The sequence below is a fragment of the Streptomyces malaysiensis subsp. samsunensis genome (assembly GCF_024519315.1).
Taxonomy (GTDB): domain Bacteria; phylum Actinomycetota; class Actinomycetes; order Streptomycetales; family Streptomycetaceae; genus Streptomyces; species Streptomyces malaysiensis.
Map to the genome: position 1 here is coordinate 155280 of NZ_JANIIC010000002.1, position 25015 is coordinate 180294.

General features: G+C 72.5%; 18 protein-coding genes and 5 pseudogenes. 8 read left to right on the forward strand and 15 right to left on the reverse strand.

Annotated elements, in window-relative coordinates; all coding sequences use genetic code 11:
* Positions 1-43: 43 nt before the first annotated feature.
* The 5 genes from NQU54_RS01910 (at position 44) to NQU54_RS01930 (ending at position 4233) form a co-directional block, all read left to right on the forward strand.
* A complete protein-coding gene (locus NQU54_RS01910) occupies positions 44-1690 on the forward strand; it encodes an acyl-CoA dehydrogenase family protein (protein WP_069860464.1) in 1647 nt (548 codons plus the stop codon).
* Positions 1687-2508, forward strand: a complete 822-nt coding sequence (locus NQU54_RS01915) for a crotonase/enoyl-CoA hydratase family protein (RefSeq protein ID WP_257629443.1) — start codon at positions 1687-1689, stop codon at positions 2506-2508. Before NQU54_RS01910 ends, NQU54_RS01915 begins: the two co-directional genes overlap by 4 nt.
* Positions 2509-2939: 431 nt before the next feature.
* Entirely contained in the window at positions 2940-3086 is a 147-nt protein-coding gene (locus tag NQU54_RS49030; protein ID WP_306278274.1) for a hypothetical protein, read from the forward strand.
* 181 nt (positions 3087-3267) lie between these two features.
* Positions 3268-3429: a hypothetical protein gene (locus NQU54_RS01925; protein WP_257629586.1), complete on the forward strand. Its 162-nt coding sequence runs from the start codon at positions 3268-3270 to the stop codon at positions 3427-3429.
* Between the two features lie 33 nt (positions 3430-3462).
* Entirely contained in the window at positions 3463-4233 is a 771-nt protein-coding gene (locus NQU54_RS01930) for a bestrophin-like domain (protein ID WP_257629444.1), read from the forward strand.
* Here the strand turns inward: NQU54_RS01930 and NQU54_RS01935 are convergent.
* Together NQU54_RS01935 and NQU54_RS01940 are read right to left on the reverse strand one after the other, a co-directional pair.
* Complete coding sequence (locus tag NQU54_RS01935; protein WP_257629445.1) at positions 4196-5488, reverse strand: cytochrome P450; 1293 nt, start codon at positions 5486-5488, stop codon at positions 4196-4198. The two genes, NQU54_RS01930 and NQU54_RS01935, sit on opposite strands and share 38 nt — an antisense overlap.
* Before the next feature lie 178 nt (positions 5489-5666).
* Positions 5667-6518 carry a metallophosphoesterase family protein gene (locus NQU54_RS01940; RefSeq protein WP_257629446.1) on the reverse strand — a complete coding sequence of 284 codons (852 nt, stop codon included), beginning with the start codon at positions 6516-6518 and terminating at the stop codon, positions 5667-5669.
* A gap of 107 nt (positions 6519-6625) precedes the next feature.
* Between NQU54_RS01940 and NQU54_RS01945 the strand changes: the two genes are divergently transcribed.
* A complete protein-coding gene (locus NQU54_RS01945; protein ID WP_079259979.1) occupies positions 6626-7087 on the forward strand; it encodes a universal stress protein in 462 nt (153 codons plus the stop codon).
* Positions 7088-7321: 234 nt separating this feature from the next.
* On the forward strand, positions 7322-7558 hold the full coding sequence (locus NQU54_RS01950) for a dodecin (RefSeq protein WP_167505299.1): 237 nt from the start codon (positions 7322-7324) through the stop codon (positions 7556-7558).
* 25 nt (positions 7559-7583) lie between these two features.
* Here the strand turns inward: NQU54_RS01950 and NQU54_RS01955 are convergent, their stop codons facing one another.
* The 6 genes from NQU54_RS01955 to NQU54_RS01980 all read right to left on the reverse strand — a co-directional run bounded on the left by NQU54_RS01955 (position 7584) and on the right by NQU54_RS01980 (position 15653).
* The gene (locus NQU54_RS01955) at positions 7584-8651 is read right to left on the reverse strand and encodes a phosphatidylinositol-specific phospholipase C domain-containing protein (protein WP_257629447.1); all 1068 of its coding nucleotides are present in this window, start codon (positions 8649-8651) and stop codon (positions 7584-7586) included.
* A 210-nt stretch (positions 8652-8861) separates the two neighbouring features.
* Positions 8862-9950: an NAD-dependent epimerase/dehydratase family protein gene (locus NQU54_RS01960; protein WP_257629448.1), complete on the reverse strand. Its 1089-nt coding sequence runs from the start codon at positions 9948-9950 to the stop codon at positions 8862-8864.
* Between the two features lie 56 nt (positions 9951-10006).
* Positions 10007-11842: a transketolase gene (locus tag NQU54_RS01965; RefSeq protein ID WP_257629449.1), complete on the reverse strand. Its 1836-nt coding sequence runs from the start codon at positions 11840-11842 to the stop codon at positions 10007-10009.
* A 52-nt stretch (positions 11843-11894) separates the two neighbouring features.
* Complete coding sequence (locus NQU54_RS01970; RefSeq protein WP_257629450.1) at positions 11895-13214, reverse strand: NAD(P)/FAD-dependent oxidoreductase; 1320 nt, start codon at positions 13212-13214, stop codon at positions 11895-11897.
* Between the two features lie 197 nt (positions 13215-13411).
* Positions 13412-14623: an FAD-dependent monooxygenase gene (locus tag NQU54_RS01975; protein ID WP_257629451.1), complete on the reverse strand. Its 1212-nt coding sequence runs from the start codon at positions 14621-14623 to the stop codon at positions 13412-13414.
* Positions 14624-14786: 163 nt separating this feature from the next.
* Positions 14787-15653, reverse strand: coding sequence for an Fpg/Nei family DNA glycosylase (locus NQU54_RS01980; RefSeq protein WP_257629452.1), 867 nt, complete (start codon positions 15651-15653; stop codon positions 14787-14789).
* 237 nt (positions 15654-15890) lie between these two features.
* Here NQU54_RS01980 and NQU54_RS01985 point away from each other — a divergent pair, with 237 nt between their 5' ends.
* On the forward strand, positions 15891-17225 hold the full coding sequence (locus tag NQU54_RS01985; RefSeq protein WP_306278275.1) for a catalase family protein: 1335 nt from the start codon (positions 15891-15893) through the stop codon (positions 17223-17225).
* On the opposite strand, the pseudogene ccrA reads toward NQU54_RS01985, so the two are convergent.
* The 7 genes and pseudogenes from ccrA to NQU54_RS02020 form a co-directional block, all read right to left on the reverse strand.
* Positions 17202-18320 (reverse strand): annotated as a pseudogene (gene ccrA / locus NQU54_RS01990) (crotonyl-CoA carboxylase/reductase); the annotation flags it as partial. The gene NQU54_RS01985 and the pseudogene ccrA sit on opposite strands and share 24 nt — an antisense overlap.
* 112 nt (positions 18321-18432) lie before the next feature.
* Positions 18433-18786: pseudogene (locus tag NQU54_RS01995) on the reverse strand (NDP-hexose 2,3-dehydratase family protein); the annotation flags it as partial.
* A gap of 15 nt (positions 18787-18801) precedes the next feature.
* Positions 18802-19716, reverse strand: a complete 915-nt coding sequence (locus NQU54_RS02000) for an ABC transporter ATP-binding protein (RefSeq protein ID WP_257629453.1) — start codon at positions 19714-19716, stop codon at positions 18802-18804.
* A 162-nt stretch (positions 19717-19878) separates the two neighbouring features.
* Complete coding sequence (locus NQU54_RS49035; protein WP_372505751.1) at positions 19879-21234, reverse strand: dTDP-4-dehydrorhamnose 3,5-epimerase family protein; 1356 nt, start codon at positions 21232-21234, stop codon at positions 19879-19881.
* A gap of 142 nt (positions 21235-21376) precedes the next feature.
* Positions 21377-22750, reverse strand: a pseudogene (locus tag NQU54_RS02015) (acyltransferase domain-containing protein); the annotation flags it as partial.
* A 74-nt stretch (positions 22751-22824) separates the two neighbouring features.
* A pseudogene (locus NQU54_RS49915) lies at positions 22825-23343 on the reverse strand (acyltransferase domain-containing protein); the annotation flags it as partial.
* A gap of 88 nt (positions 23344-23431) precedes the next feature.
* Positions 23432-25009 (reverse strand): annotated as a pseudogene (locus tag NQU54_RS02020) (type I polyketide synthase); the annotation flags it as partial.
* Positions 25010-25015 lie beyond the last annotated feature (6 nt).

The window sequence follows — 25015 nt, forward strand, 5'->3', positions numbered from 1 at the left end:
CGGCCGGCCGCCCCGGGAGACCGCGAACGAGGAGATGTCTGCCATGAGCGCTACGCACGAGGTCCTCAACCAGGCCCCGCCGCTCGTCGGCTTCAGCACGGCGGACGAGCCCGCCCTGCTGGAGGCCCTGCGGCGGCACGGCGGCGGCTGGGGCGAGCGGGAGGTGCGGGAGCTGGGCGCGCGGGCCGGTTCCGCCGAGGTCCAGGACTGGGCGCGGATGGCCGAGGAGCACCCCCCGGTGCTGCACACCCACGACCGCTACGGCCATCGCGTCGACGAGGTCGAGTACCACCCCGCCTACCACCAGCTGATGGGCGTGGCCGTGGAGAGCGGCCAGCACGCGGCCGCGTGGAGCGAGAGCCGCCCCGGCGCCCATCTGGTGCGCGCGGCCAAGTTCTACGCCTTCGCGCAGGCCGAGCCCGGCCATGGCTGCCCCATCTCCATGACGTACGCCGCGGTCCCGGCGCTGCGCGCCGAACCGGAGCTCGCCGCCGGGTACGAACCGCTGCTGGCCGCCCGCACCTACGACTTCGGGCTGCGGCCGCCGCTCGGCAAGCGGGGCCTGATCGCGGGCATGTCGATGACGGAGAAGCAGGGCGGCTCGGACGTCCGCGCCAACACCACCCGGGCCGTACCGGACGGTGCCGGCCGCTATGTCCTCACCGGCCACAAGTGGTTCACCTCCGCGCCGATGAGCGATGTCTTCCTGACGCTGGCCCAGACGGAGGAGGGGCTCACCTGCTTCCTGGTGCCCCGGGTGCTGCCGGACGGCAGCCGCAACCCGCTGCGGCTGATGCGGCTCAAGAACAAGCTGGGCAACCGCTCCAACGCGTCGGCCGAGATCGAGTACGAGTCCGCCGTGGCCTGGCGGGTCGGCGAACCGGGCCGCGGCGTGCGGACCATCGTGGAGATGGTCAACGTCACCCGGCTGGACTGTGTCATCGGCTCGGCGGCGGGCATGCGGGCAGGGCTGCGGCAGGCGCTGCACCACGCCGAGCACCGCCGGGCGTTCGGCGCCGACCTGGTCGACCAACCGCTGATGCGCAATGTGCTCGCCGATCTGGCGGTCGAGTCGGAGGCGGCCACGACGCTCGCGATGCGGCTCGCGGCCGCCCTGGACGGCGCGGAGGCCGGGGACGAGGGCGAGGCGGCACTGCGCAGGCTGGGGCTCGCGGTGAGCAAGTACTGGGTGTGCAAGCGCGGCGCCACCCACGCCGCCGAGGCCCTGGAATGCCTGGGTGGCAACGGCTATGTGGAGGAGTCCGGGATGCCGCGCCTGTATCGCGAGGCACCCCTGCTGTCGATCTGGGAGGGCTCGGGGAATGTCGCCGCGCTCGACGTGCTGCGCGCGCTGGGCCGCGAGAACGGCGCCCTGGAGGCGTTCCTCGCCGAGGTCGACGCCGCGGCCGGGGCCGACGCCCGGCTGGACGCGGCCGTGGACCGGCTGCGCGGGCTGCTGCCGCAGCTCGCCGACCCCGAGCGCGCGCAGCTGCTGGCGCGCCGGCTGGCCGAGCAGATGACGCTGGTGCTCCAGGGCAGCCTGCTGGTGCGGTACAGCCACCCCGCGGTCGCCGACGCGTTCTGCGCCTCGCGGCTCGACGGGGACTGGGGACATGCCTTCGGCACCCTGCCGCCCGGTACGGACACCGGCCCGATCCTGGAGCGCGCCCGGCCGAAGGACGCGCGGTGACGCCCACGGACGGCGCGGCGGGCCCGGAGGCCGCGGACGCGGCCGGTGCGCCCCTTACGGTTCGCACCGAGCAGGAGGGCCCGGTCACCACGGTCGTCCTCTCCCGCCCCGAGGTGCGCAACGCCGTCGACGGCGCGACCGCCACGGCGCTGGCCGACGCCTTCCGCGCCTTCGACGCCGACCCCGAGGCGCGGGTCGCGGTGCTGTGGGGCGAGGGCGGCACCTTCTGCTCGGGCGCCGATCTGAAGGCGGTCGGCACACCGCACGGCAATCGCGTGGCCGAGGGCGGCGACGGCCCGATGGGACCCACTCGGCTGCGGCTGTCCAAGCCGGTGATCGCGGCGGTCAGCGGCCACGCCGTGGCGGGCGGACTGGAGTTGGCGCTCTGGTGCGATCTGCGCGTCGCCGAGGAGGACGCGGTCTTCGGGGTGTTCTGCCGCCGCTGGGGCGTCCCGCTGATCGACGGCGGAACGGTACGGCTGCCACGGCTGATCGGTGCGAGCCGGGCGATGGACCTGGTGCTGACGGGCCGGCCGGTGGCAGCCGACGAGGCGTACGCCATCGGGCTCGCCAACCGCCTCGTACCGCCGGGGCGGGCGCGCGCGGAGGCGGAGCGGCTGGCGGCCGAGATCGCCCGCTTCCCGCAGACGTGTCTGCGCTCGGACCGGGCCTCGCTGCTGGAGCAGGAGGGGCTGCCGGAGGACGACGCCATGGCGCGGGAGCTGCGCCATGGCCAGACCACACTGGCCGAGGGGCTGGACGGCGCGGCGCGGTTCGCGGCGGGCGCGGGTCGGCATGGGAGCTTCGGCCAGCTCTGACCAGGGACGGAACCCGCCGCGGGGTGAGCTGAGCGCAGGTCGGATGAATGTCCTCGGCTAAACCTCAATGCGCCAATATCCGGGTTCATTCCCCTATTCGAGGGAATCCAGGCGTTCACCCGGCTGGCGGGCGCCCGTTCGGCCGAACATCTCCTGGTGAAGCGATGGCAGCGCGTATGGCGTGCGGGGGTCCTGACCACTGCCCTTGTTCTCGCCTCGGCGGGGGCGACAGCCCTGGCCGAGGAGGGCGGTGTCGGTCCGGCGGCCACGCCCGCCTCCCCCCGGCCGACGGCCGATGCCCGGTCCGGGGCCGGGGCCGGGGGCCCGGACGACGGACCGCACGCCTCGGTGCGGATCCGGATCGGTCCCGGCCTGTGCGTCTGCGTCGCGGCATCGGCGAGCCGCGTCCACTTCATCGCCCGGTTCGGCTGGTGCCCCACGCCGACCCCCACACCGACACCTACGCCCACGCCGACCCCCACTCCCACGCCCACACCGACGCCCACCCCGACGGCGACACCGTCCCCAACGCCCACCCCCAGCCCGTCCGCCACGCCGACGCCTACGCCGACCCCTAGCGCCACTCCCGCACCCACCCGGGCACCGCGGGCCCCCTCCCCCACGCCCACTCCGCGGCTCCCCGCGCCGGGGCCCACACTCACGCCGGCGTTTCCGCCCCCGCCCTCGCCCCCGCGCACCAAGCCTCCGGCATCACCCCCCGCACCGGCTCCCGCACCGACCAGGACCCGTGCCGTCGAGATGCACGCGTATCAGAAACCCACGCGCGAGAAGCCCGACAACGGGACCTCCTTGGTCACCTTCACCCTGCTGCTCACCGCGCCCGCGGTCCTCGCGGCCGCCGCGCTCCGTCCGCGTTCGCGCTCCGGCACGCGCGGCGGGCGTGGCGGACGGCGTGGCTGACGGCGCACCGCCGAACCGCTTGGGAGGCTATCCATGCCCGAATGGCTGATTATGACCCTGGTGATGGCCGGAACCTGCGCGGTCGTGGTGACCGGGGCGGTCCTCAACTCCCGTCGGCTCGGGGAGGATGACGATCCGGACGAGACCCCCGATGTCCTCGACTACATGATCATGATGATCGGCGTGGTCTACGCGATCGTGCTGGGCCTGGCGATCGCCGGTGTCTGGGAGGGGCGCTCCGCCGCGCAGGACGGGGTCCGTACGGAGGCGCAGGCGCTGCACGAGGTGGCCGAGCGGGCGAGCGTCCACCCCGGCCCGGTGCGCGACCGGATCCGTGACGACGTGGACGCGTATGTGCGCCATGTGGTGCACACCGAGTGGAAGGTGATGATCGACAAGGGCGAACTCACCGACCGCGGCGCCAAGCTGCTGACCACCCTGCGCCGCGATGTCACCTTCGCGACTCCGCACAGCGATCTCCAGTCGCAGGCGTATCAGCCGATGGTGGATCAGGTGGCCGCGGTGGACGACGCGCGCACCGCCCGGCAGCAGAGCGCGGGGCCCACGATGCCCCCTCTGGTCTGGTTCGGCCTGGTGCTGGGCGCGGCGCTGGTCATCGGGCTGGTCTTCACCCTCCAGATCCGCCGCTCGCCCCGGGAGCTGCTGCTCGCGGTGATGTTCACCGCGCTCATCGTCTTCCTGCTCTTCCTGGTGTGGGACTTCGACGAGCCCTTCGGACGGTCGGTCGGCGACTCGACCACGGCCTTCACCGATCTGTTCCCCAGCGCACAGGGAGGGTCTTGAGCCCGTTCTGGAAGTTGGAGGTCAGCCGCACCGGCTCACCCGCCCGGCGCAGCCCCGGCAGCCGGTCCAGGGTGGCGCGCAGCATGGCCCGCATCTGGACGCGGGCCAGATGCGCGCCCAGGCAGACATGCGGTCCGAAGCCGAAGCTCAGATGGTCGTTGGGGGCGCGGGTGATGTCGAAGCGGTCGGGGTCGGCGAAGACCGTCTCGTCGCGGTTGGCCGAGGCGTGGAAGACGACGACCTTCTCACCGCGCCGGATGAGCTGTCCGCCCAGCTCCACATCGCGGGTGGCGGTGCGCCGGAAGTCGATGACGGGCGGCCAGAAGCGCAGCATCTCCTCCACCGCGGAGCCGGTCAGCTCGGGCCGGTCGAGCAGCAGCCGCAGGCTGTCGGGGTGGTCGAGGAGGGTGAGCAGCCCGCCGGGGATGCCGTTGCGCAGCGTCTCGTTGCCCGCCACGGCGAAGAGGAAGAACATGTTCTCGAACTCGTCCCGGCTCAGCCCGCCCTCCCGCATCCGCGCCATCACACTGCCCGGCCGGGGCCGCTCGGCGAGTGCGTGGGCATAGGCGAACATATCGGCCAGGGCCTCGCGGGAGCGCGGGTTCATCGGCCGACCGTCGGGGCGGCGCGGCGCCGAGGCGGGTCTGCGGACGAGGGCGGCGCGCGCCATGGGGCTGAGCTCCTCCTGGGCCGCGGTGGACAGTCCGGCGTAGTCGGCGTCCTGGTAGCCGATGACCCTGCCGGCCCAGTCGAACAGCAGCCGCCGGTCGCCCTCGGGGACGCCCATCACATGGGCGAGGGTCCAGACCGGCAGATCGGCGGCGAGCTCCACGAAGTCGGCCTCGCCGCGCCCGGCCACGGAGTCCACGAGCACCAGCGCACGCTCCTCGATGACCGCCTCCAGCTCCCGTACGGCGCGGGGGGTGAAGGCCGCGGCGACGATACGGCGGGTGCGGGAGTGGTCGGGCGGGTCCTGGTTGAGCATCATCGCCCGCACGAACTCCAGATCGGCGGGGGTGTCGGGGTCGCGGATCTGGGTGGCCCCGAGGTGGGAGGAGAAGACCTCGGGGGTGCGCAGGACGTGTTTGACGTCGGCGTGCCGGAACACCGCCCAGAAGCCGGGGCCGGCCGGCCAGGCCCCGACCGCCGGCTCGTCTATCCGGCAGACCGGGCGGGTGGCGCGCTGTTCGGCGAAGAGCGCGTAGGGCACACCGGCGGTGTAGGTCTCGGGAAGGAACGCCTCGACAGGGTTCACAGCCGAGACCGTACGGCGCCGCCCTCCGGGCCCGTCAAGACGCCCTCAGCCCGTCAAGACGCCCTCAGCCCATCAGGACGCCCTCAGCCCGTCAGGACACCCCAAGGCCGCCGGATGCCCTGGGCCTCACCCGTCCCCCTCAGCCCAGCAGGCATCCCGGCCCTGTCTGACCGCGCCCCTACGGCACCGGCACCGGGAGGATCCGGCGCAGCGGGTCCTCCGGCAGCCGGCCGTGGGCCTTCCACTCCCGGGGGTAGCCGACCGAGACCTCCTGGAACTTCACCCCGTCCTCCACCGTGGTCCGGGGGATGTGCAGATGGCCGTAGACGACGGTCTCGGCCCGGAACCGCACATGCCAGTCGGCGGTCAGCTCGGTGCCGCACCACAGCGCGAAGTCGGGGTAGCGCAGCACCCGGGTGGGCAGCCGGGTCATCGGCCAGTGGTTGATGAGCACGGTCCGCAGCTCCGGGTCGACGGCCGCCAGCCGGGCCTCGGTCTCGGCGACCCGGGCCCGGCACCACGCGTCGCGGGTGGGGTACGGGTCGGGGTGCAGGAAGTGCTCATCGGTGCAGACCACGCCCGCCTCGTGGGCGTGGGCCAGCGCGGCCTCCTTGGTGGCCAGGCCGTCGAGCCGGAAGGTGTAGTCGTAGAGCAGGAACAGCGGGGCGATGACCAGCGGCCCGCCGATGCCCTCCCAGAGGGGGTAGGGGTCTTCGGGGGTGACGATGCCCTTGGCCCGGCACATCTCCACCAGCGCGTCGTAGCGAGCCACCCCCCGGACTTCCAAGGGGTCCTTGGGATGGGTCCACAGTTCGTGGTTTCCCGGTGACCAGATGACTTTGGCGAAACGCTCGCTCAGCAGGCCGAGGACCTCCTCGATCTCGGAGAACACCTCGCCGACGTCCCCCGCGACGATCAGCCAGTCGTCGTCGGAGCCGGGCCGCAGCCGCTCCACGATCGCCCGGTTCTCCGGATAGGCCACATGAAGGTCGCTGATTGCGAGGAGTTCGCCCCCGTGGGTGCCGCCCATTGTTTCTCCTGTCGTACGGTGGCGGTCATGACGCGGTCGCGGTGCGCGGGCACCGCGGTTACGGGCCGGTTGATCACCGGACCGTCCCTGGCGCTAGCCTCGCAGATGTGGTGGACAAACTCCCTCCGTCTTTTGAACGGGGAACCGACGGACCGAAGGTCATCGTGGTCGGACTGGACGGTTCCGAATCCTCCTGGCGTGCCGCGGCCTACGCCTCCGGACTGGCCAGACGGCAGAAGGCGCTGCTCGCCGTGGTCTACATCCAGCCGGTGCTGGCGGCCGGGGCCGCGCTGGGGGCATCGGTGGCCGACACCACGGGCGAGGTGGCCGAGGAGCTGATGGGGGAGATCCGGCAGGCCGCCGAACGGCTGCGCGGCGCCTTCGAGGTGCGCTGGGAGTTCCACACCTTCCGGGGCGATCCGTACAACGGACTGGTCCAGGCGGCCGATGAGCTGAAGGCCGACGCCGTGGTGGTGGGCGCGTCCGAGCAGGCCGGGCACCGCTTCATCGGCTCGGTGGCGGTACGGCTGGTCAAGGCGGGGCGCTGGCCGGTCACCGTGGTGCCCTAAGCGCTCCGCTGGAAGTACCCAGACCTGCCGTCGATCGTCCGCAGCGCCGTCGTGGCCGGCCGCGCCCCGCGGCGGAGCCGCATATCGACACAGCCCCGCGCCCCTTCGGGGCGCCACCGAACCGCAGCCGACTTCCGTCGATCCGCTTAGGGCCCCTGCCGGCTCGCGGAGCCCGGCGTGGTGAGGCACGGTGGGAGAAGCGAACGGACCGCCCCACGCACCGGGGAGACTGCGATGGCCCACACCTACCGGGTGACCGAGATCGTCGGCTCGTCCAGCGAGAGCGTCGACGACGCGATCCGCTGCGCCATCGGCCGTGCCTCGAAAACGCTCCGCAATCTCGACTGGTTCGAGGTCGGCCAGGTGCGCGGGCATATCGAGAACGGCCGGATCGCGCACTACCAGGTGGGCCTGAAGGTCGGCTTCCGGCTCGAGGACCCCGACTCCGGCACCGGGAACCGGGCCGGCTGACCCCGCGGCCCCGGCGGGCGCGTGCTCAGCCACGGGGGACGACGGTGGACAGCACGGACGGCAGCGGATACCAGTCGGCGGTGGCGAAGCTGGCGTGGCGGGCGGCGAGTTCGGACACCCGGTCCCTGGCCTGGGCCTCGGTGGGGTTGGTGCCGTCGATCGCGGGGGCCACGTTGTGCGCGTCCGTCATGATCAGCAGGTAGTGCCGGTCGTCGTACCAGGCGGTGTCGATCCCGCTGGTGACATACGTGGAGGCGTCCCCGTCGAAGACCACGAACCACGGCCGGAGCGTGGCGTCGGTATAGCGGGTGCGCGGGTCGCCCGAGGCGGCGTTGTGGACGGCGGGGAAGGCGGCGGCCTGACCGAGCTTCCCGGCGGCGGACAGATCCCGCAGATGGGTGGCGTACTCACGGTCGGTCCACAGCGTGTCCAGGGGGTTGTTCTCCTCGACCGTGCCCGGTATCAGCTCGAAGACGAACTTGCCCGCGAGCGCCGAGCGGGACGGCCAGCCGTCCGCCCGCACCGCCTCGTCGAGGTCGGCATGGCCGCCCACCACATCCGCCGGGCGCAGCAGCGCGTCGCCCAGCGTGGCGCCGAGGAGCGCGTCGAGGTCGCCCGGACCGCGTCCCTTCTTGCCGTTGAAGCCGTCCTTCAGCTCCACCTTGACGAAGATCGGACGGTGTCCGGGATGGGCCTGGTGCCAGGCCCGCATGTCGGCGAGGCAGCCGGCCAGGCTCTGGTTGCGGGGCTTGGTGCGCAGCTCGCCGGGTCCGGCGGCGTTCTCGCAGTTGTTGTCGTTGCCGAGCGGATTGCTGTGTGAGACCCGCCAGCCCGCGCCGAACGCGTTGGTCCACACATCGAGTTCCAGGAGCGAGGCGCCTGAGTCCAGCGCGTCGGCGAAGTAGGGGTACTTGGCGTCCTCGTACGCGTTGTGCACCCCCACCGAGGTGGTGGCGGAATACGACGGATCGTCCGCCGCGGCGGGCCGGGCCTCCGCCGATGCCGTCAGACAGAGTGCGGCGGCCGCCACGGCGACCGCCACCGTTCCCGTGCGCCGGGCATGACCGCGCACCGGACTCCCCGCCTTGCCCATGTGCCCCCACCCTCGTCGATGTCCCGACCAACTGGGCAGAAGCGTACGGGAGTCGCGTCACGGGTTACGAGGGGTCATGGGTCACAGCGGTACGGGCCCGGCGGCGTTGCTGCCGCTGAGCCCGTCTCATGTGCCGCGTCTCACACGGCCGGGGGCGGTTTCCCACACCGCCGAGGGCCGCGTCTCACACCGCCGGGGGCCGTTCAGGGGTCAGGGGCGCTCCCCCGCACCGCTCGTCGCGGTCTCGTGCGGCCGTCCGCCGGGCGGCTTGGGAGCCAGCGGGGCGGTCAGATCCATACCGGTGCCGCGCCGCAGCCCGGTGAGGAACTCCCGGAGCGTCTCGACGGCGGTGTGCCGGGGCCGCCAGCCCAGTTCCTCCTGGGCGCGGGTGGTGTCCATCAGCGGCAGCCGCAAGGCGGCGTCGAGCAGTTGGGGCGAGGGCGGCAGCAGACGCAGATGCCAGGCCGTGGCCATCGCGGAGCGGGCGGCGAGGCGCGGGATGCGCACCTTGCGCGCGTCGAGGAGGCCCGCCAGCGTGTCGCCGTCCACCGGCGGTTCGGCCGCGAGGTTGAAGGCGCCGCGCACCTCGCGGCCGAGCGCCAGCCGGTACGCCTCGGCGGCGTCGTCGGTGTGCAGGACCTGGAGCCGCAGTCCTGGCAGGTCGACGACGGCGGGCAGGAAGGTGTCGCGGATCAGCCGCCGGGGCAGGAAGGGGCCCATGAACAGCCGGCGCTGCTCGGCCGCCGCCTCCTCCTTGAAGAGGAAGCCGGGTCGCATCCGCACCACCCGGATCTGCGGATGCTCCAGCTCGAAGGCGTCCAGCACCCGCTCCACATACGCCTTCTCACGGCAGTACGCGGCCTCCGGCCAGCCATGGGTGGGCCAGGACTCGTCCACCGGGCGGCCGTCCTCGGGGCCGGGCGAGTAGGCGCCCACCGAGGAGGCGTACACCAGCACCGGCACCTCGGCCCGCGCCACCGCCTCGAAGACCCGGATGCTGCCCAGGACATTGGTGTCCCAGGTGACGGCGGGCCGGTGGCTCGGCTGGATCAGCCAGGCGAGGTGGATGACCGCGTCGGCGGCCTCGAAGTGCCGTACGAGGTCGGCCTCCTCGCCGGAGTCCCGCCCGATGTCCGCCCGTACCCAGGTCGTCTTGGGCGGCGACCAGTTGGGCACCCTGCGGGCGATGCCCACGATCGACGCGATGTCCGGGGCCTCGCCGAGGGCGCGGACGACGCTCGTACCGACATTGCCGGTGGCCCCGACCACCACCACACGCATTCCCTGCTTGACGCCCATCTGTCCGCTCCTTCCGGCCGTTTCGTGCTCTCGGCGATCCCGCCCCTCAGCCGTCCTCAGCCCTTGCCGACCAGCTCCCGCGCGGCCGCGACGATCGCGTCCGCGTCGATTCCCGCGTCGCTCAGCTGCTCGGCGGGGGTCGAGGAGGCCGGCATCATGCGCACCGCGAGCCGGACCATCCGGGGCACCGGACGGCCGTCGGCGAATGCCCCGAGCACCGCGTCGCCCAGTCCGCCCTCGGGGTGGTGGTCCTCCACGGTGATCAGGCGCCCCGTCACCTCGGCGGCCGTGCGCAGCGTCTCGGCGTCCACCGGCTTCAGCGAGTACAGGTCGATGACGCGGGCGGGGATGCCCTCCTCGGCGAGCCGGTCGGCGGCCTCGACGGCCTCGTGCAGGGTCACCCCCGCGCCGATCAGCGTGACCCGGTCGCCGTCGGTGGCGCGGACGACCTTGGAGCCGCCGATGGGGAAGGTCTCGGAGGACGGGTAGATGACCGGCGTTCCGCCGCGCGTGGTGCGCAGATAGCGGATCCCGGACTCCCCGGCCATGGCCGCGGTCAGCTGGGCGGCCTGGTTGGCGTCGCACGGGTAGAGCACCGTGCTGCCGTGCACCGCGCGCAGGGCCGCCAGGTCCTCCAGGCCCATCTGCGAGGGGCCGTCCTCGCCGATGGCCACCCCGGCGTGGGAGCCGATGAGGTTGAGGTTCGCGTCGCTGACGGAGGCCATCCGGATGAAGTCGTAGGCGCGGGTGAAGAAGGCCGCGAAGGTGGAGACGTACGGGTTCCAGCCGCGGGCCTGCATGCCGACGGCGGCGGCCACCAGTTGCTGCTCGGCGATGAAGAACTCGAAGTACCGCTCGGGGTGCTCCTTGTGGAAGTACTCCAGCCGGGTGGAGTCGCCCACCTCGCCGTCGAGCGCCACCACATCGCCGCGGGCCGTGCCGACGGCGGCCACCGCCTCCCCGAACGCGTCCCGGGTGGGCACCGAGTCGCCGGTGTTGTAGCGCGGCAGGGCCAGCGGGCCCTCGGAGGCGGGCCGGGCGGGGGTCACCGAGGGCGGGCCGAGCACCGGCACGGCCAGGTTGCGTACGCCGCCGAGTTCGGCGATGGCCTCGTCCGGATGGGTGAGCGGCTTGCCGTGCATGCCCTCGCGGTTCTCCACCGAGGCGACACCGCGGCCCTTCATGGTGCGGGCGACGATGGCGGTGGGGCGCCCGACGGTGGACAGCGCCTCGGCGTAGGCGCGGTCGATGGCCTCGATGTCATGGCCGTCGATCTCGATGGTGTGCCAGTCGAAGGCGCGGATGCGCCGCGCGTAGGCGTCCAGGTCCCATTCGTGGCGGGTGGGCCCGCGCTGGCCGAGCCGGTTCACATCGATGATGGCGACGAGGTTGTCCAGCCGCTCGTAGCCCGCGTGCTCGAACGCCTCCCACATCGACCCCTCGGCCATCTCGCTGTCGCCGCACAGCACCCATACGCGGTAGGGCACATGGTCCAGCCGCTTGCCGCTGAGCGCGGTGCCCACGCCGTAGGGCAGGCCCTGTCCGAGCGATCCGGTGGCCACGTCCACCCACGGCAGCCGGGGCGTGGGGTGGCCCTCCAGCCTGCTGCCGCGCTTGCGGAAGGTGACGAACTCCTCGTCGCGGAGGGCGCCGGCCGCCTTGTAGACCGAGTAGAGCAGCGGGGAGGCATGGCCCTTGGAGAAGATCAGGTGGTCATTGCCGGGGTGGTCGGGCTGCTCGAAGTCATAGCGCAGATGGTTTCCCATCAGGACGGCCATCAGGTCCGCGGCCGACATCGACGACGTGGGATGGCCGGACCCGGCGGCCGCGGCGGCACGCACCGAGTCCACCCGGAGCTGCTGCCCGAGCTCGCTGAGTTGTTCGTGTCGCATTGTTCTCCTTCCAGGTTGCGGCGGTCGGCCGCGGCTCGGGGCGCGCCGGCGGTCAGCGGCGGCCCGCCCGGCCCGTCTGAGCGATCTCGGGCGACTCGGTGTCCAGCGGCACCGCCCACGGCGGGACCATCCCGAGCTGCACCGCCTGGCGGGGCAGTACCGCGTCGAGCAGCCAGTCGGAGGCGACCCGGACCCGGTTCCCCGGCATCGCCATCAGGTGGTAGCCGCGGGTGACCGCGTTGGCGATCGGCCCGGACAGCGGTACGCGCAGCGGGTCCGCGGCCGCCTGGACCCCGCCGAGGTCGACGGTGAACCCGAGGTCATGGTGTTTGTACGGCTTGGGGTCGCCGTGCCCGAGGGAGGCGAGGATGTTGTGGGCCGCGACCTTTCCCTGCCGCTGGGCGTGCTGTGCGGTCATCGGGGTGAACTGGCCCGGCCGGGTCAGATCGGGCACCGCGGCGGCGTCCCCGCAGGCCAGCACGTCCGGATAGCCGGGCACGGCCAGATACTGGTCGACCCTCAGCCGGCCGCGTTCGGCCGCCAGTCCGAGCCGCTCCACCAGCGGGTCGGGGCGTACCCCGACGCACCAGATCAGCGACCGGGTGGCGATGCACTCGCCGTCGTCCAGCAGCACCCCCTCCGAGGTGGCCTCCTTGACCGTGGTGCGGGTGCGGACCTCCACACCCCGTTTGCGCAGCACCCGGTCGGCCGTGCGGGACAGCTTCTCGTCCAGCTCGGGCAGCACCCTGGGGGCGATGTCGAGCAGCAGCCAGCGGGGGCGCGGCCCGTCGCGCAGCGAGATGTTCTTCCGCGCGAGCGAGTCGGTGAAGAGCACCCCGTGGGCGGCCACCTCGGTGCCGGTGTAGCCGGCGCCGACCACCACGAAGGTGCGGCGGGCCTCCCGCTCCGCCGGGTCCGAGGTGGTGCCGGACATCTCCATCTGCCGGGTGATGTGGTCGCGCAGGTAGAGCGCCTCCGGCATACCGCGGAAGCCGTGGGCGTGCTCGGCCACTCCGGGGATGGGCAGCAGCTTGTTGACGCTGCCCACGGAGAGGACGAGCCGGTCGTAGGCCATCTCGCCGGGGCGTCCGTCCGGGTCCCGCCAGGAGATCCGGCGGGCGTCCAGATCGACGCCGTGGACCTCGCCCAGCACCAGCCGGACATGCGGGAGGGTGCCGGTGAGGGAGACCGAGACCCGCCGGGGCTCCAGGACCCCGGCCGCCACTTCGGGCAGCAGCGGCAGATACAGGAAGTAGTCGTTGGGATTGATCAGGACGATGTCCGCCGCGCCGCGAAGGGTGCGGGAGAGCGTACGGGCGGTCTGGTAACCGGCGAAACCGGCACCGACGATCACTATGCGTACTGGGCTCACACGAATCTCCCGGGCGTACGGGGGCCAGGGCGCTCCAAGTGCCCGTGAGAGCCCGGACCAAACGTGCGGCCCGGTCTGCCCGCCCCGGGGACCGCCTTCCGAACGCCTTCCGGACGGTCCCGCTACGGTCCCGGCGGCCCCGCCCCCGGCCCCGCCCCCGGTCCCGCTACGGTCCCGGGGGCGGGGCCGCGCTCGCGTCAGCGGCGCCGGCGGGCCGTCTGTGCGTCGATCCGCTCGTCCCAGTCGATGCGGTAGCCGGTCAGCCAGTCCGAGGCGCCGCCCGCGGCCCGGTCCAGCTTGCGCGGCATGGTGACATCGCGCAGGGCGCGCCCCACGGGCCCCTGTGCCGTGCGGCGGGCCATGCCCGCACTGGCCATGGCGACCTTCTCGACCCGCCCCCGGCGCAGCGCCTCGTACACGGCGAAGGCCGACTGGGGCGTGCGCAGATCACGCAGGCACTTGGCGAGCACGACACCGTCCTCGATGGCCATCGACGCGCCCTGTGCGGCGTTGGGCGCGCAGGCGTGCGCGGCGTCGCCGACGATGACCATGGCCTCCTCGGACCAGGCGGGGGTGGAGACGATGTCGTAGGCGGCGGTGGCCACGATGGAGTCACCGGTGGCGCGGACCAGGTCGGCGGCGGGGGTGTTGTCGTCGGCGAGGAGCGCCAGCAGCCGCTCGCGCCACTCCTCGGCGCTGACGGCGGCGAGCTCGGCCTTGGACATCTCCTGGGCCGGGGCGTTGCAGAACCACCAGATCTCGCCGTCCGGGGCGGTGGTGCAGCCGAAGAACGCCTGCTTGCCGAAGATCATGGTGTAGGCGTCGGGGTCCGGGGGCGAGTCGGCGTCGCGGGTGTAGCCGCAGACGGTGTGCTGTCCGGTGTAGCGGGGGCGGGGCGCGCCCGCGTCTATGATCCTGCGGACGAGCGAGTGGATGCCGTCGGCGCCGATCAGCATGTCGCCCACGGCACGGCCGCCGTCGGCGAAGGAGCCGACAATCCGGCCGTCGGGGCTGGTGTGGGCGGCGAGCAGCCGTTTGCCGTGCTCGATGCGGACTCCGCGGCGCACCGCCTCCTCGCGCAGCACCCGGGCGAGGGTGGCGCGTTTGAGCGTCACGGAGCCGAGGCCGCCGTCCTGTGATCCGGACATGGGGCGGTTGCCGAGCCGTTTGCCGGTGTTGCTGATGAAGTCGACGCGGCCGACCGGGAAGGAGTTCTCCAGCACGGGTTCATGGGCGTCGATGGTGCGCAGTGCCTCCAGGCCGTTGGCGGCGACGACGAGGAACGCACCGGCGTCGATGGCGTCCGTGGGGTACGTCTCGTGGACGACCGCGTCGATCCCGGCCTTTTGCAGGGCCATCGCGGTCACCGTGCCGGCGATGCCGCCACCGATGATCAGGGCTGTGGTCATGGTGCTCCGTGACGTGGCGTGGGGTGTCGTGTCGTGGGGTTGCGACAGCACCATATGGCGGGCCGGAGCTCCTCGGGTCAAGAGCGGGAGATCAACTGGCCGGTGGCGGGCGGCATTTGAGACGGCCGCCGACGCCGGCAGCCCACTCCCGGTGGAGGCCCCGCTACTTGAGCAGCCGGGACAGCCGGCGGTCGGCGAGCGGCTTGCCACCGGTCTGGCAGGTGGGGCAGTACTGCAACGCGGAGTCGCGGAAGGACACCTCGCGGACGGTGTCCCCGCACACCGGGCACGGCTGTCCGGCGCGGCCGTGCACCCGCATGCCGTCGCGCTTCTCCCCCTTGAGGTCGGTGGCGGCCAGGCCGCGGGAGCGCTCGACGGCGGAGCGCAGCGTGGTGCCCATCGCCTCGTACACCCCGGCGATCTCCTCCTCGGTGAGGTCCGAGGCGAGCCGGTAGGGCGACATGCGGGCGGCGTGCAGGATCTCGTCGGAGTAGGCGTTGCCGATCCCGGCGATGACGCTCTGGTCGCGCAGCACCCCCTTGATCCGGTGGCGTACGCCGCGCAGCAGCCCGGCGAAGGTCTCCAGGGTGAAGGAGTCGTCCAGCGGATCCGGGCCCAGCCGGGCGATCCCGGGGACCTCCTGGGGGTCGCGGACCACGTACACCGCGAGCCCCTTGCGCGTCCCGGCCTCGGTGAGGTCGAAGCCGGAGCGCTCCGGGCCGGCCAGGAGCAGCCGCAGCGCGAGCGGGCCCTTGCCGGGGCGGGGCGGGGCCTCGGGGAGTCCGTCCCGCCAGCGCAGCCAGCCCGCCTTGGCGAGGTGGACGACCAGATGGGGGCCGTCGGTGGCCAGGTCGAGGAACTTGCCGTGGCGGGCCGCCGCCGTGACGGTGCGGCCTTCGAGCGCGCTCAGCGGCGGGTCGTAGGTCTTCAGGACGCTCACCGCGACGGGGAGGACACGGGCGATCTCCCGGCCGGCGGCGCGCTCGGCCAGGATCGCGGCGAGGGCCTCCACCTCGGGCAGCTCCGGCATGCCACCAGTGTGCCGCAGGCCGCGACGGAACCGCCCGGGGCCCGCGGCGGAACCCGCCGGGGCGCCCCGAGGAGCCGATCACCACCCGATCGCCCCGATCACCCCGATCACCACCGATCACCTCGATCACCACCGATTACCACCGACGCACCGCTCCGGGCTGCGGTCGCGCGAACGCTCCCCTACCGTCTCTTTTGTTCCTTATCGTCGCCCTTTGCCCCGTACGGAGCGTTCCTCATGATCAACACCGGACAGCAGTCCGTACGAAGCGAGACGGCAGACGGCGGTGAGGTGGTACGCGTCGGCGAGGTGGCGCGGCACGAGGCGATGGGCGGGGCGCGGGGCGCGAGGTACGAGGGCTATGAGGCGTATGAGGGCGGCAGCCCCGAGGCGGAGCGGCTGCGCTTCGAGAAGCTGACGCGTGAGCTGCTGCGGATGCAGCGGGTGCACCCCGACCGCGCGGACGGCTCGGGCGTCCCCCAGCTGCTGCGCCCCTTCCGCGCCAGGGCGGCGCTGGGCGTGGAGAACGCCCGGCTGCGGTTCCATGACGGCCTTCCGCCGGGGCTGTGCGTGGGCTACGCCCGGCCGGGCGCCGAGTACCCGGCCGTGGTGCGGCTGTCCAGCGCGAGCGGCACCGAGCCGTACGGCGCCACGCCCGATCTGCGCCGGATCGCGGTGCGGGTGCAGGCAGGTCCGGAGGAGACCCACGATCTGCTGGCCACCAGCTTCCCGGTGTCGCATGCCGCCGACGCGCATGAGTTCGTGGCCTTCGCCAAGGCCACGGCGGGCGCGGGGAGCACCGTGGAGAAGGCGTTCGGGCTCTTCGTCCAGTTGCCGCTGGCGGTGGGCTGGGCCACCGCCGACCGGATGCGCCGCAATCTGCGGATCGCCACCCGCCATACGGTGGGCTCGCTGGCCCGCGAGACCTTCTGGAGCCGGGGCGCGATCCTGTGGGGCCCGGCCGGTCCGGTGCGCTTCCAGCTGCGCCCGGCGCCCGGCGGCACCCCCGCTCCCCCGCCCGACCGCGGCGACCCGGACTATCTCCACCGTGAGCTGGCGATGCGGCTGTCCACCGGCGACATCGCCTTCGAGCTGTGTGTGCAGCGCTATCTGGACGACCGGCGCACCCCGGTCGAGGACGGTTCGGTGGAGTGGCGGGAGAGCGACGCGCCGGTCGTCCCGGTCGCGGTGCTCACCGTGCCGCGCCAGGACCTGGACAGCGACCGGGCCCGGTCCGCGGCCGGCCGGGTCGAGCGGCTGGCGTTCAACCCCTGGCACACCACCGAGGAGTTCCGTCCGCTCGGCAATCTCAACCGGGCCCGCAAGGCCGCGTCCGAGACCGCCGCGGCGGACCGCCTCGGCCCGCGCCTCCACCACACCGCCGAACCGCCGCGCGCCCCGCTGCTGCCCGACCCGGTGCGCGCGGCCGTCGATCTGCCGGTGCGCGCCGCCTTCGGCCTGGTCAACCGCTGTGTGCCCTGGCACCGGCTACCGGCCCCGCTGGGGCTGCTCAACCCGGTCACACTGGGCCGGACACTGCGCCGGTTCGGCCTCGGCAAGACCGCTCCCTGAGGAGTCGACCGCCCGCTTGAGCGCCATCCACAGATAGCGGTTGTCGTACTCATGGCGGAAGCCGGAGGTCGAGGCGCAGGTGACGATCGTGCCGCCGCGCCGCGCCACATACACACTGGCGCCGAACGTCTCCCGGCCGGGGGTGCTCCACGACGATGTCCGGGTCCTCGCCGCCGGTCAGCTCGCGGATCCGGGACCCGAAGCGCTTCCACTCCCTGGGGTCGGGCGTGACCGGGTCCTTCCAGAAGCGATAGCCCTCCTCGGCCCGGTCGATGACCAGCTCGGCCCCCATGGAGCGGACGAGTTCGGCCTTGCGCCGCCCGGAGACCACACACACCGGGATCGCCCCGCCGTTGACGGCCAGTTGGGACGCGTACGAGCCGAGTCCACCTGCCGCGCCCCAGATGAGGGTCACATCGCCCTGTTTCATCCGGGCGCCGTTGCGGGAGACGAGCTGCCGGTAGGCCGTGGAGTTGACCAGGCCGGAGGAGGCGGCCTCCTCCCAGGTGAGGTGGCGGGCATCGGCATCAGCTGGTTGGCCTTGACCAGCGAGAGCTCGGCGAGCCCGCCGAAGTTGGTCTCGAAACCCCAGATGCGCTGCTCGGGGTCGAGCATGCTGTCGTCATGGCCGTCCGGGGAGCGCAGCTCGATGGACAGGCAGTGGGCCACCACCCGGTCGCCCGGCTTCCAGTGGCGCACCCCCGGCCCGGTGCGCAGCACCACACCGGCCAGATCGGAGCCGAGGACGTGGTAGGGCTGGTCGTGGCGGGCGGCTCCGGGGTCGTCGGTCCGCGCGTACCGCTCCAGGAAGCCGAAGGTCGGCAGCGGCTCGAAGATGGCGCTCCAGACGGTGTTGTAGTTGATCGCGCTGGCCATGACCGCGATCACCGCCTCACCCGGGCCCGGTTCGGGGGTGGGCACCTCACGTATGTGGAGCGACTTCTGGGGGTCCTTGTCCTTGGTGGCCATGCCCTCGAACATTTCGGATTCCTCTTTGAGGATCACCGCGCCCCGATAGGACTCGGGAACCTTCAAGGCGGCGAAATCCGCGGCCACCGCATCCTCTGCCAGCATGGCACTGATGATGTCCTGCACGACATGTCCTCCGATGTACCGCTCCGGGCACCCTGTGTCCCGGAGGCTATGGCAGCGGCCACGATCCGAATAACCCCTAGCTCCGCCCAGGTCCGGCCCCCTAGGCGCCCCCCTATACGGCCAGGGAGTGCAGACAGGCGATGAGTGTGCGGGCCTCGACGTTGACGTAATGGCTGTGGCGAATCAGGTCGAGCAGCTGACGCACCGCCATCCAGCGGTAGTGCGGCGGTTCCTCGGGAACGGCGCTCAGCTCCGTCTCCACGACGAGATAGCGGTTGAAGGCGTGGAAGAAGCGGCCACCCTCCTCGGAGAGCACGGTGTCGAACCGCACCCGGTCGGCCGGCGCCTCCACCACGTCCTCGAGGAACGGCGGGGTGGCCCCCGCGGGCAGATGGGTGTAGTTGCGCGGGGTGCACTGCACGGTGGGTGCCAGCTCCACCACGTCCGTGTAGCCGGGTTCGGCGCGGTCTCCTCGGCGGCTTTAGTTGGCGGGCTTGGAGCCGGTCAGGGCGACGAAGGCGTCATCGAGACTCGCCTGTTCCAGGCGGAGTTCGTTCGCCACGATCTGATTGCGGGCCAGGACGGAGATCACCGCGTAGACCACATTGCCCTTGCCGACCACCGTCACCTGGGACTTGGACCGGGTCACACTGCTCACCTCGGGCAGCGAGGTGAGCAGTTCGTCGTCCATCGGAACGGACGGCTTGAAGCGGATGATCTGCTGTTCATCGACCCTGGACACCAGTCCGGACGGGGTGTCCAGGGCGACGACCCGGCCGGATTCGATGATGGCGATCCGATCGCAGAGCCGCTCGGCCTCCTCCATGAAGTGGGTGACCAGCAGCACGGTCACATCCTGCTCCCGGACCTTCTCGATCAGCTTCCAGGTCTCGCGCCTGGCGTGCGGGTCCAGTGCGGTGGTCAGCTCGTCGAAGACGGCGATCCTGGGGTTGCCGACGAGGGCGAGCGCGATGGACAGCCGCTGCCGCTGTCCGCCGGACAGCGATCCGTAGGCCGCGTCGGCCTTGCCGGACAGACCCCACTCCTCGATGAGCTCGCGCCAGTCGACGGGGTCGCGGTAGAAGGTGCTGTAGAGCTCGAGCGCCTCCCACACCTTCATCTTGGGCGGCAGTTCGCTCTGCTGGAGCTGGATCCCGATGGACTCGCGCAGCTCGGCGAGGTCCTTGTCCTTCAGCGGGTCCAGGCCCATCACGGAGATCTCGCCGCCGTCGCGTTTGCGCATTCCCTCGATGCACTCCACGGCGGTGGTCTTGCCCGCGCCGTTGGGCCCGAGGATGCCGAAGATCTCGCCCTCCTCCACGGAGAAGGACACGTCCTGTACCGCCACATGATTGCGGTATTCCTTGCGCAGGTTACTGACCTCGATCAGCGGCATCGGCCCGGGTCCTCCTCGCTCGGTTCCTTCACTCTTCCACCGTAGGAAGCGGATATCCCCCGCGGATCGGCCCATCGGCTGCCCACCGGGCTGATCCTCCCTCCACCGACCGGCTGAGCGGCCGCATCAACCGATCGGTGGATGGGGGCAGGCCGGGCCGGGTCAGCCGCGCCGGGGGTGCAGCGCCCGGCAGACCTCGTAGGACGGCAGCAGACCGGCCCGTTCGGCCTCGGCCAGACCGGGGGCGTTCCGGTCGCGCCGGGAGACCAGATACTCCAGGTCCCCGGGCCAGGGCAGGCCGAGCGCCGGGTCGAAGGGGTCGATCTCGTGCTCGGCGCCCGGGTTGTACTCCGCCGAGTTCAGATAGGCCGCCACCGTGTCGTCCCGCAGCGCGATGAAGGCGTGGCCGAGGCCCTCCTCCAGATAGACCGCCCGGTACGAGACGGGGTCGAGACGCACACTGTCCCAGCGCCCGAAGGTGGGCGAGCCCACCCACAAGTCGACCACCACATCGAGGAGTTCACCGCTGACGCAGGTCACCATCTTGGCCTGGCCCGGGGGGACGTCCGCGTAGTGCACCCCGCGGACGGTGCCGCGCCGGGAGACGCTGTGGTGGTTCTGGCCCAGGCGCAGCGGATGGCCGACGGCCGCGGAGAAGGCGGATTCGGTGTAGTGGGCGACGAACGCGCCGCGCTCGTCACGATGGACGTCCGGGCGCGACTCCAGGTCCACATACGACTCCAGGTGGACCCCGGCCGCGAAGAGGCTCTCGGTCACCTCGAGCCCGTCGTCGCCGACCAGCGCGGCCCGGGTCAGCGGGGTGGGCCGGTCGGAGCCGGTGAGAGCGGGCCAGTCGAGCTGGAACAGCGATTCGCTGCTCGCGGCGCGGGCGCCGCTGAGCTGGTCGCCGGCCATCTTCCGCAGCAGCCCCTCGACGGTGGCCACCGGGCGGCCGGTCGGGTCGGCCACCGCGAGCGCCACGGTGTCCTCCCCGGCCGGGGAGATCCGCACCCGCACCTCGTCGGCCCCGGCGGCGTGCAGCGACACCCCGGTCCAGGAGAACGGCAGCCGCCCCTGGGCCGTCCCGGGGTCCTCCCCGGCGAAGAGGGTGCCGAGCGCTATGCCGTGCAAGGAGGCGTCGAGCAGGGCCGGGTGGATCCCGTACCCGGCGGCGGCCGACCGCTGCTCCTGGGCCAGCCGCACCTCGGCGAACACCTCGTCGCCGCGCAGCCAGGCGGCCCGCAGGCCCCGGAAGGCCGGGCCGTAGCCGAAGCCGCCCGCCGCGTACCGCTCGTACATGTCGCTGACGTCGAGTTCGGTGGCGTCCGCCGGAGGCCACGCGGTCAGCTCCGCGGGAGTGGCGGATGCGGCGGTGGCGGATGCGGCGGTGGCGGATCCGGCGGTGGCGAGCGTACCGGTGGCGTGCGGGGTCCATGGCTCGCCGAACCCGGCGCCCTCGGGGCGGGAGTGGACGTTCAGCGGGCGCCGCCCGCTCTCGTCGGGTTCGCCGACGGTCACCCGGAGGGTGAGCGCGCCACGGGCGGGGAGGATCAGCGGCGCCTGGAGGGTCAGCTCCTCGACCTGGTCGCAGCCGACCTGGTCCGGCCTGGACGGCCAGTTCCAGGAAGGCGGTGCCGGGGAAGAGGACCGTACCGGAGACGGCGTGGTCGGCCAGCCAGGGCTGGGTGGCCAGGAACAGCCGTCCGGTGAGCACCAGGCCGTCGGTGTCGGCGAGTTCGACGGCGGCGCCCAGCAGCGGATGCCCGGCCGCGCCAAGACCCGCCGAGGTCACATCGCCCGCCCGGTCGGGGCCGTCCAGCCAGTGGCGCTGCCGCTGGAAGGCGTATGTGGGCAGCTCCACCCGGCGGGCGCCGCGGCCCGCGAACACCATCTCCCAGTCCACCGCGCCGCCATGGGCGTGCACCCGGCCGACCCCGGCCAGCAGCGCTTCGGCCTCGTCGCGGTCCTCGTGCAGCGGGGCGATGAAGGCGGCGGCACCGGCGTCGGCGACACACTCCTGGCCCATCACGGACAGCACACCGGCCGGGCCGACCTCCACATAGCGGGTCACGCCTCGGTCCTCGAGGAACCGCATCCCGTCCTGGAAACGCACCGGCTGCCGCACATGGCGCAGCCAGTACTCGGGCGAGCACAGCTCCTCCGCCACCGCCTCGCCGGTCACATTGGACACCACCGCGATCCGGGGGGCGGCATAGGACAGCTCACCGGCGACCTTGGCGAACTCCTCCAGCATGGGCTCCATCAGCGGCGAGTGGGCGGCGATGCCGACCCGCAGCCGCCTGCTCTTGACGCCGACCGCTTCCGCGATCCGCAGGACGGCCGTCTCCTCGCCGGAAATCACCGTGGCGGCCGGGCCGTTGACCGCGCCGAGGGCCACCTGGTCCTCGTGGCCCTCCAGATGGGGCAGCACCCCGGCCTCGCCGGTCTGGAGCGAGACCATCGCGCCTCCGGCGGGCAGCGAGTCCATCAGCCGCCCCCGGGCCGCCACCAGCGCACAGGCGTCCGCCAGCGAGAACACCCCCGCCACATGCGCCGCCGCCAGCTCGCCCACCGAGTGGCCGACCAGGAAGTCCGGGCGCAGACCCCAGGACTCGACCAGCCGGTACAGCGCCAGCTCGACGGCGAACAACCCGGTCTGGGTGAACACGGTCCGGTTCAGCGGCTCCGCGTCCGCGCCGAAGACCACTTCCCGCACCGAACCGTCGAGATGGCGGTCCAGCTCGGCGCACACCGTGTCGAACGCCGCCGCGAACACCGGGAAGGCCGCATACAACTCGCTTCCCATTCCGGGCCGTTGAGCGCCCTGGCCGGTGAACAGGAAGGCCGTCTTCCCGGTGTCGGCCACCGTCTCCGGGGCCGCCCCCGAGGCCAGCTCCGCCAGGCCCCGCAGCAGCTCCTCCCGCTCGGCGCCGACGACCACGGCCCGGTGGCCGAAGGCCGAGCGGCTGGTCGCCAGCGCGTAACCGACCTCCGCCGGGCGCAGCTCCGGCCGCTCCTCCAGATGGTCCCGCAGACACTCAGCCGCTTGCTCTTGGCCCCCACCGCCTCCGCCACCGCGAGCACCGCCGACTCCTCACCGGAAATCACCGTCGCCGCCGGACCATTGACCGCCACCACGCTCACCCGGTCCTCGTAACCGGCCAGACGCGGTGTCACATCCGCCTCGGCGGCCTTCAGCGACACCATCGCGCCCCCTTCGGGCAGCGCCTGCATCAGCCGCCCCCGGGCCGCCACCAGCGCACAGGCGTCCGCCAGCGAGAACACCCCCGCCACATGCGCCGCAGCCAACTCCCCCACCGAATGCCCCACCAGGAAATCCGGCACAACACCCCACGACTCCACCAACCGGAACAGCGCCACCTCCAAAGCGAACAGCCCGGTCTGTGTGAACACCGTCCGGTCCAACGCCACCGCATCCCCGCCGAACACCACATCCCGCACCGAACCATCCACATGACGGTCCAACTCCGCACACACCGCATCGAACGCCACCGCGAACACCGGGAAGGCTCCGTACAACTCCCGCCCCATACCCAGCGGCTGCGCACCCTGCCCGGTGAACAGGAACGCCGTCCCACCGCCGCTCGTCGCCATGCCCGGGACCATGCCCGCGGCCAGATCGTCGAGGCCCCTCAGCAGCTTCGCGGTCACGGCCGACGACCGCCGCACGGTGACCGAAGGCGGACCGGGTCAACGCCAGCGAGTACCCCACATCCACCGCACCCAGCTCCGGCCGCTCCGCGACGAACGACCGCAACCGCCGCGCCTGAGCCCGCAACGCCCCCTCACCGCGCGCCGAGAGCACCCACGGCACCGCGTCCGGGGCCGTCGGCCGTTCCGGGGTCGGGGCCGGGGTCAGGGCCGGGGTCGGGTTCTCGGCGGGTGCCTGTTCCAGCACCATGTGCACATTGGTGCCGCCCATGCCGAACGAGCTGACGCCCGCGAGCCGTGGGGCGTCCGCCTCGGTGGCCCAGGCGTCAAGGCTGGTCTGGACCGTCAGGCCCAGGGTGTCCAGGGGGATCGCGGGGTTCGGCGTCTCGTGGTTGAGGGTCGGGAACAGCTCGCGGTGGGCGAGCGAGAGCACCGTCTTGATGAGGCCGGTGATGCCCGCCGCGCCTTCGAGGTGGCCCACGTTCGTCTTGACGGAGCCGACCCGCAGGGGCGCGTCGTCGGCCCTGCGGGCGCCAAGGACCGCGCCCAGCGCCTCGGCCTCGACCGGGTCGCCGACCTTGGGTCCGGTGCCGTGCAGTTCGACGTACTGGACCTTGGCGGGGTCGACCCCGGCGCGCTCGTAGGCGGCGCGCAGCATGGCTTCCTGCCCGTGGGCCGCGGGGGTGGTGAGGCTGTCGCCGCCGCCGTCGTTGTTGGCCTCGGAGCCGCGGATCACACACAGCACGGGGTCGCCGTCGCGCAGCGCGTCCGGGAGCCGCTTGAGCACGACGAGACCGCCGCCCTCACCGCGCACATACCCGTTGGCGCGGGCGTCGAAGGTGTAGGAACGGCCGTCCGGGGAGAGCGCGCCGAACCGGGAGGCGGCGATGAAGCTGTCGGGGGCGAGGTTGAGCTGGACGCCGCCCGCCACGGCGGTCTCGGTCTCGCCGCGCCGCAGGCTCTCGCAGGCCAGGTGTACGGCGGCCAGCGAGGAGGACTGCCCGGTGTCCACGGCCACGCTGGGGCCGCGCAGCCCGAGGGCGTAGGAGACGCGGTTGGCGATGATGCCGCGGTTCAGACCGGTGAGGGTGTGCTGGGTGATGGCGGCCGGGTCGCGCCGGTGGACCAGCGTCGCGTAGTCATCGGCGATCGCGCCGATGAAGACTCCGGTGCGGCTGCCTTCGAGATGTGCGGGAAGGAGTCCGGCATTTTCCAGTGCCTCCCAGCACAGTTCCAGCGCGAACCGCTGCTGGGGGTCCATCGCCAGTGCCTCGCGGGGGGAAATCCCGAAGAACTCCGGATCGAACTCCGCTGCCGTTTCGACGAACCCGCCGAATCGAATGCCGGCGTCCCGCAGCTCATCGGCATACCGGTCCGCCGGGATCCGAGTAATGGCGCTCTCTCCATTGCGCAGCAACTGCCGCAACTCATCCGGGGTCGATGCGCCCGGCACGCGACATGCCATACCGATGACCGCGATGTGCCCGTCACGCACCAGGGAGTTCTCCGACATCACGACCTCAGACTCTTCTCTCAGTTGAGATACGACGCGACTGGACTGACCATGATCCGGAAGTCGACGGTATGGGGCGGGAGTCGACTCAACCACCCCTAACCGCATCCACCC

Bases quoted from the DNA above. Each gene is read 5' to 3' on its own strand.
- NQU54_RS01910 (WP_069860464.1), top strand. From the start codon at position 44: ATGAGCGCTACGCACGAGGTCCTCAACCAGGCCCCGCCGCTCGTCGGC.
- NQU54_RS01925 (WP_257629586.1), top strand. From the start codon at position 3,268: ATGCACGCGTATCAGAAACCCACGCGCGAGAAGCCCGACAACGGGACC.
- NQU54_RS01930 (WP_257629444.1), top strand. From the start codon at position 3,463: ATGCCCGAATGGCTGATTATGACCCTGGTGATGGCCGGAACCTGCGCG.
- NQU54_RS01940 (WP_257629446.1), bottom strand. From the start codon at position 6,518: ATGGGCGGCACCCACGGGGGCGAACTCCTCGCAATCAGCGACCTTCAT.
- NQU54_RS01950 (WP_167505299.1), top strand. From the start codon at position 7,322: ATGGCCCACACCTACCGGGTGACCGAGATCGTCGGCTCGTCCAGCGAG.
- NQU54_RS01955 (WP_257629447.1), bottom strand. From the start codon at position 8,651: ATGGGCAAGGCGGGGAGTCCGGTGCGCGGTCATGCCCGGCGCACGGGA.
- NQU54_RS01960 (WP_257629448.1), bottom strand. From the start codon at position 9,950: ATGGGCGTCAAGCAGGGAATGCGTGTGGTGGTGGTCGGGGCCACCGGC.
- NQU54_RS01965 (WP_257629449.1), bottom strand. From the start codon at position 11,842: ATGCGACACGAACAACTCAGCGAGCTCGGGCAGCAGCTCCGGGTGGAC.
- NQU54_RS01975 (WP_257629451.1), bottom strand. From the start codon at position 14,623: ATGACCACAGCCCTGATCATCGGTGGCGGCATCGCCGGCACGGTGACC.
- NQU54_RS01980 (WP_257629452.1), bottom strand. From the start codon at position 15,653: ATGCCGGAGCTGCCCGAGGTGGAGGCCCTCGCCGCGATCCTGGCCGAG.
- NQU54_RS01985 (WP_306278275.1), top strand. From the start codon at position 15,891: ATGATCAACACCGGACAGCAGTCCGTACGAAGCGAGACGGCAGACGGC.
- NQU54_RS02000 (WP_257629453.1), bottom strand. From the start codon at position 19,716: ATGCCGCTGATCGAGGTCAGTAACCTGCGCAAGGAATACCGCAATCAT.